At 71.8% G+C, this 6,406-nt stretch carries 5 protein-coding genes; 3 read left to right on the forward strand and 2 right to left on the reverse strand.

Annotated features, from left to right (window positions below):
• Window positions 1-71 precede the first annotated feature (71 nt).
• Window positions 72-2,330 carry a beta-glucosidase BglX gene (gene bglX, locus CTKZ_RS13540; protein ID WP_124343445.1) on the reverse strand — a complete coding sequence of 753 codons (2,259 nt, stop codon included), beginning with the start codon at window positions 2,328-2,330 and terminating at the stop codon, window positions 72-74.
• Between the two features lie 52 nt (window positions 2,331-2,382).
• The gene (locus tag CTKZ_RS13545; protein WP_124343446.1) at window positions 2,383-3,708 is read right to left on the reverse strand and encodes an MFS transporter; all 1,326 of its coding nucleotides are present in this window, start codon (window positions 3,706-3,708) and stop codon (window positions 2,383-2,385) included.
• Window positions 3,709-3,803: 95 nt separating this feature from the next.
• On the opposite strand from CTKZ_RS13545, the gene CTKZ_RS13550 reads away from it, so the two are divergent.
• The 3 genes from CTKZ_RS13550 (at window position 3,804) to CTKZ_RS13560 (ending at window position 6,177) form a co-directional block, all read left to right on the forward strand.
• Window positions 3,804-4,835, forward strand: coding sequence for a LacI family DNA-binding transcriptional regulator (locus CTKZ_RS13550; RefSeq protein WP_124343447.1), 1,032 nt, complete (start codon window positions 3,804-3,806; stop codon window positions 4,833-4,835).
• A 121-nt stretch (window positions 4,836-4,956) separates the two neighbouring features.
• Window positions 4,957-5,421 carry a hypothetical protein gene (locus CTKZ_RS13555; RefSeq protein WP_200829748.1) on the forward strand — a complete coding sequence of 155 codons (465 nt, stop codon included), beginning with the start codon at window positions 4,957-4,959 and terminating at the stop codon, window positions 5,419-5,421.
• A 378-nt stretch (window positions 5,422-5,799) separates the two neighbouring features.
• Complete coding sequence (locus CTKZ_RS13560; protein WP_443090077.1) at window positions 5,800-6,177, forward strand: 4-fold beta flower protein; 378 nt, start codon at window positions 5,800-5,802, stop codon at window positions 6,175-6,177.
• Window positions 6,178-6,406 lie beyond the last annotated feature (229 nt).

A 6,406-nucleotide genomic window follows, 5' to 3' on the forward strand; every position in this document is an offset into this window, starting at 1 on the left:
GCTCACGCCGGGCGAGCGCGCCGCACCCCCGCGCACCGGGTCGACGGTGCGCGGGGGTGCGGCGGCGCGCGTCAAGCGGTCGTGGTGAACGACGCCGTCAGCGGGACGGTGCTGTCGCCGCCGATGCCCAGGTCGAACGTCGAGGCGTCGACGACCCAGTCGCGCGCGGCGGCGCTCCAGTACCGCAGCTCGTCGGGGCCGACCTCGAACGTGACCGTCTGCGACTTCCCGGCGGCCAGGTGCACGCGGCGGAAGCCCTTGAGCTCACGCACGGGTCGCGCGGCGCGGCCGTGGCGCTGGTGCAGGTAGAGCTGGACGACCTCGTCGCCGTCGAGCGCGCCCGTGTTGGTCACGGTGACCGAGGCCGTGAGGCGCCCGTCGCCCGAGATCGTCGTCGCGTCGAGGTTCAGGTCGGAGTACGTGAACTCGCCGTAGCCGAGCCCGAACCCGAACGGGAACAGCGGCGTGCTCTCCTCGTCCCAGTAGCGACGGCCCTGGTTCTGCGGCTCGAACGACGTGGTGTGCGAGTAGATCATCGGCACCTGCCCGACGGTCCGCGGCCACGAGAACGGCAGCTTGCCGCCGGGGGCGACGTCGCCGAGCAGCAGGTCCGCGACGGCCGTGCCGCCCTGCGTGCCGGGGTACCAGACGTCGAGGATCGAGGGCACGTGCTGCGCGGCCCACCGCAGGTCGAGCGGGCGGCCGTTCATGACGAGCAGCACGACGGGCGTGCCCGTCGCGACGACGGCCTGGAGCAGCTCGAGCTGGCGTCCGGGCAGCTCGAGCGACGACCGCGACGCGGCCTCGCCGATCATCCCCTGCCACTCGCCGACCACGACGACGGCGACGTCGCTGGTGCGCGCCACCTCGACGGCGCGGGCGAGCTCGGCCTCGTCGTCGAAGTTCTCCGGGTCGGGCGTCGCGTTGCCGGGGAACATCTCGAACATCGACGGGAACGTGCGCTGCGCGGGGCGCACACCGGGCGCGTAGCGGACGTCGGCGGTGTCGCCGAGGCGCGCACGCAGGCCGTCGAGGATCGTCACGGACTCGTCGAGGTCGTAGTCGAAGACCCAGGGGCCGAGCGTGTCGCGCTTCGAGTCGGCGAGCGGGCCGATGACAGCGACGGACGTGAGCGTCTCCGCACGGAGCGGCAGCAGGTGGCCCTCGTTGCGCAGCAGGACGGCCGAGCGCTGCGCGGCCTCGCGGGCGACCTGGCGGTGCGCGGGGTCGGCGAGCACCTCGCGGGCGCGGTCCTCGTCGACGAACGGGTCGTCGAACAGCCCGAGCCGCAGCTTGACCTCGAGGATCCGACGGACGCACGCGTCGACGGCCTCGATGCTCACGCGACCGTCCGCGACGGCCTGCGGGAGGTGCGCGTACGCCGGGTCGGAGATGGCCATCTCGAGGTCCAGGCCGGCCTCGACGGCGCGCGCCGCGGCGTCGGGGAGGTCGGCGGCGAAGCCGTGCGTCGTGAGGTTGCGCACCGCGTTCGCGTCGCTCACGAGGAAGCCGTCGAAGCCCCACTCGTCGCGCAGCACGTCCTTGAGCAACCACTCGTTCGCCGTCGCGGGGACGCCGTTGAGCGGCATGTACGCCGTCATGAGGTTGCCCGCCCCCGCGTCGACCGCGGCCTTGAACGGCGGCAGGTACACGTTGCGGAGCTGCTGGTCGGACAGGTCGACCTCGTCGTAGTCGCGTCCGCCGATCGCGGCGCCGTACCCGGCGAAGTGCTTCGGACCGGCGACGACGCGGTCGGGCGTGCCGAGGCAGTCGCCCTGGAACCCGCGCACCTGCGCCGCCGCGACGGCCGAGCCGAGGTACGGGTCCTCGCCCGCACCCTCGACGATGCGTCCCCAGCGCGGGTCGCGCGCGATGTCGACCATCGGCGCGAACGTCCAGTGGATGCCGACCGCACGCGCCTCACGGGCCGCGACCGCCTGACCCCGCTCGATCGTGTCGGGGTCCCACGACGCCGCGAGCGCGATCGGGACGGGCAGGATCGTGCGCAGCCCGTGGATGACGTCGTACCCGAACAGCGCCGGGATGCCGTGGCGCGAACCCTCGACGGCCAGCCGCTGCAGGCGGTTGGTGCGGGCGGCGTCGTTGACGAACAGCAGCGAGCCGGCGCCGCCGCGCGCGAGCGCGTCGTCGACCTCGCCGGGCACCTGCGGCAGGTCGCTGACGGTGGCCTCACCCTCGGGGAGGTCGAACGCGAAGTACTGCGTGAGCTGGCCGGCCTTCTCCTCGATCGTCATGTCGGCGAGGAGCTCCTCGACGCGGGCGCGGATCGCGCCCTCGTCGGTGGCGCGGGTGGTGTCGGTGACGGTCATGTCGGTCCTTTCCTGGACGGTGCTGGGCGGGCGGCTGGCGCGGGCGTGCCGCTCAGCGGACCTTCTTGATCGGGATGATGACCAGCGCCCCGATGACGCTCGCGATGCCGGCGACCCACAGCAGCAGGTCGTAGTTCTGGTTCACGGCGCTGTTGACCGCGAGCAGCACACCGCCGAGCGCGGGCGCGAGCGTCTGCGGGATCGCGTTGGCCATGTTGAAGACGCCGAGGTCCTTGCCGGAGTCGTCGGGGTTGGGCAGCACGTCGACGACGAGCGCGAGGTCGACGCCGACGTAGATGCCGTACGCCAGGCCGAGGATCGCCTCGACGGCGTAGAACTGCCCGACGGTGCCGGCCTGCGTGAGCATGAGCGTGCCGATCGCGAAGATCAGCGTGGACCCGGCGACGAAGACCTTGCGGCGACCCGTGCGGTCGGAGATCCAGCCGGCGACGGGCGACACCGCGACGAGCACGACCGTGTAGATGAGCACGCCGGTCGACACCGCCGCGACCGCCTCGCCGGACTCCAGGCCGATCCGGTCCTGCATGTAGAACAGCCGGAACGTCGTGAACATGAACGTCGCGAGCACGATGAGGAACCGGGACCACCACGCGAGCGCGAAGTCCGGGTGACGGCGCGGGTCGACCCAGAACGTCGTGACCCACTCGCGCAGCGCCATGCGCTCGGGCTTGCCGGGCAGCACCTGGTCGGGCAGGACCCACGCGTAGACGGCCATCGCGACGACCGCGAGGATCGCGGGCCCGACGAACATGACGAGCAGGTCGTCCTGGAAGAACTGCGCGACGAGCGTCCCGCCGTAGATGCCGATGTTCTGCGCCATGCCGAGCGCGGCGGCGATCTTGCCGCGCTGCACCTTCGGCACCTGGTCGGCGAGCGTCGCGACGAACGGCGCGAGCGTGGCGTTCGCGCCGATCTGCGCGAGGAACCAGCCGAGCGTGACCATGGCGACGTTCGTGCCGAGCGCCATGATCACGAAGGCGAGCGTCATGACGACGGTGCCGCCGACGAGCCAGGGCCGCCGCCGACCCCAGCGGGACGTCGTGCGGTCGGAGAACCGGCCGAACAGCACGTTGGCGATGAACGCCGCCGCGGCGCCGAACCCGGCGACGAGCGCGACGGCGGAGGTGCGCTGCGCCTCCGGGACGATCGAGTCGACCTTGACCGCGATGCCGACGATGGCGGGGCCGAGGAGTGCGACGAAGAAGACGAGCTGCGCGACGAAGAGCGCGATCGTGAAGCGCGGTCCGACCTTGCGGGTCGGCTCGCTGAACCAGTGACGCTCGCGAGGCTCGAGCACGTCGTAGGCGACCGCGGCCGCCGGCGTCGGCGGCGTGGTGCCGTAGGGGTTCGTGGCCATGGGGGACTCCGGAGGTGGAGGGGGACTGTGGGTGGCGGGCCGGTGATCGGCCCACTTTTACGTATCAGTGCCGCTGATACGTTAAAGTTGCCCGCATGGCCCCGTCAAGACGCGCGTCTTCCCCGGACGGAACTGCACGTCGGAGGGTCACGGCGACCGATGTCGCCCGGGAAGCCGGGGTCTCGCAGGCCACCGTGAGCTACGTCCTGAACAACACCCCAGGCCAGACGATCCCCGCAGCCACCCGTCAGCGCGTCCAGGACGCCGTCGCACGCCTGGGCTACGCGCCCCACGGGGCCGCGCGGGCACTCCGGACGGGCCGATCGGACGTCGTCCTGTTCCTGCTCCCCGACTGGCCGATCGGCCCCGCCGTCGTGACGCTCGTCGAGGGTCTGACGGAGCGCCTCCAGGCGCAGGGCCTGTCGTTGTTCGTGCGTCGGACCACCGACGGCTCGGCCCTGTCCGGGCTGTGGCGGACCGTCGCACCCGCCGCCGTCGTCAGCCTCGACGGGCTCGACGACGCCGAGCAGCGCGCCATGGAGGACGCCGGCATTCCGGTCGTCAGCGCGCTCGTCCGCCCGCGCCGCTCCGCCCAGGGCGTGCTCACGCTGTCGCACACCCTCATCGGCGCCACGCAGCTCCAGCACCTCGCCGCGACCGGCCACCGGCACATCGGCTACGGCCTGCCCGACGACCCCCGCGTCACCGTCTTCCGCGACCTGCGGCTCGACGGCGTCCGCACCGCCGCCTTCGAGCTCGGGCTCGCGGAGCCGTCGGCACGCGTCGTGCCGATGGACGTCGCCGGTGCGGCGGAGGTCGTCGCCGCGTGGCGGGCCGAGTCACCCGCCGTGACCGCCGTGTGCGCCTACAACGACGACCAGGCGTTCGCCCTGCTCGCGGGCATGCGCGCATTGGGGCTTAGCTCCCCCGCCGACCTCGCGATCATCGGCGTCGACGACACCCCGTTGGCACCCTTCGCCCACCCACCCCTGACGACCGTCCGCCAGGACGCCGACGCGGTCATGGACTACCTCACCGCCGCGGTCCTCCAACGCCTCGCCGGCGGCGCGCCACCCCGCGCACCCCGCTCCGAGGCCATCACCCTGGTCGTCCGCGAGTCCGCCTGAGCGTCGGGCGGACGATCATCGCGCTCCCGCGCACGGGGCACACCCTCGACCTGCGACTCGCTGGCTGGAAGCCTCTTCACCCACCACCGACGCCGCAGGCCTCGACGCGTGAAGGAGCCCGATGAACGTGACCTGGGCGGCCACCTCGCCCACGACGGGCCGGTTCGATGCGCTCGAGCGGACGACCGACGTCGCCGATCTCGCCCGTCGCGTCGGCGAGCTGCGCCTGCGGGGCAACGGCTACCTCGAGGTCCGAGCCGTCGACGACTTTCCGGTGCTGACGCTGGGGTTCCACGAGGGGGTCGCGGTCGTCCACCTCTTCCGGGACGCCGAGACGGTCTGCCTGCTCGCCGAGGCGACCGGACGTACCGACTCCGCCATGCTGCCGGTGATGGACGACTGGACCGAGTTCCGCGCGCCGTTCGTGCACGACCTCGACCACGCGTGGGAGCTCGTGCAGCAGTTCTCGGACGGCATCGACGTGGCGCGCCTGGGGTCGTGGAGCGCGCTCCAGCCAGTGGGTAGGAACGACGAAGGGCCCCACGTCCGCATCGTCGTGCGGGTGGGGCCCTTCGACTGGCGGTAGCGGTGGGTTACGAGTGGTCCGTTTGTAGGGGGTTGGTTCGGTTGAACGATCTTGGTCCTGACCTGGTCGGACGTTTCCCATGGCTCTACATCGGGTTCCTGTCTGCTGCCCTCGTTTGGTCCTCAAAGTGGAGGCCTATCGGGCAAGTACCAGCCCGCGTCGTGAGTGTGGACACTCTGAGGCACCGCGCCGGTAGCGGAGCTCGGGAGGCTGGCGGAGCTCTGGGTCAGGGGTGGCCAACGGCCATCGCGGAGCGACGCCGAAGGCGCCCTTGACGCGGAGTGGAGCCGGCCGGATGCTCGCCAGCCGGTGCGGTATTGAGCGCCGCGGTTCACCCGCGCCGCCGTGGCGTAGTTCCGTACGCTGGCCTGTTACGCGATTGGCTATGTGAAAGGTACGCAGATGGACGCACTGTATGGGCGCAACGGTCAGGTAGTCGCCTGGCTGGACTCCGATCGAATCCTCGACCTCCACGGTCGGCACATGGGCTGGATCCACAACGAGATGATCGTGGACCAAGGCCGGGTGCGCGGATGGTTCATGAGCGGCTGGATCCGCGACACCTCGGGCGGCGCCGTCGCTTTCAGCGGCGAGGCGAACGGCTTTGGTCCGGTCAAGCCGGTCCGAGGGGTGCGTCCGGTCCGCCCGGTCCGGTCAGTTCGACCCGTCAAGCCCGTGTGGCCAGTTCGGCCTACACGCCCGACAGTCACGAGTTCGTGGTCGCCGTACAGCGTTGGGCAGATCTTCGTGGAGTAGGGCCGACTGTCTTCGTGCGCCCTGTTCCGGTTCGTCACATGTAGCCGTAGGCGGCGCCCGCGGAGCTCGCGCCGGAGTGCGAGCAGGCGATGAAAGCAAGGGTAGCGAGGGCGGTTGCGGGGTTGACTCGTCGCCGCCTTAGCCATGAGGTGCGCGGCCGGAAGGGTGGGGTGCGCGGAGGCGCGAAGCGCCGGAGCGCGGGGCCCCGCGCGGGAGGCCGCCCGCGCGC

This window comes from Cellulomonas algicola, from assembly GCF_003851725.1.
Lineage (GTDB): Bacteria > Actinomycetota > Actinomycetes > Actinomycetales > Cellulomonadaceae > Cellulomonas > Cellulomonas algicola.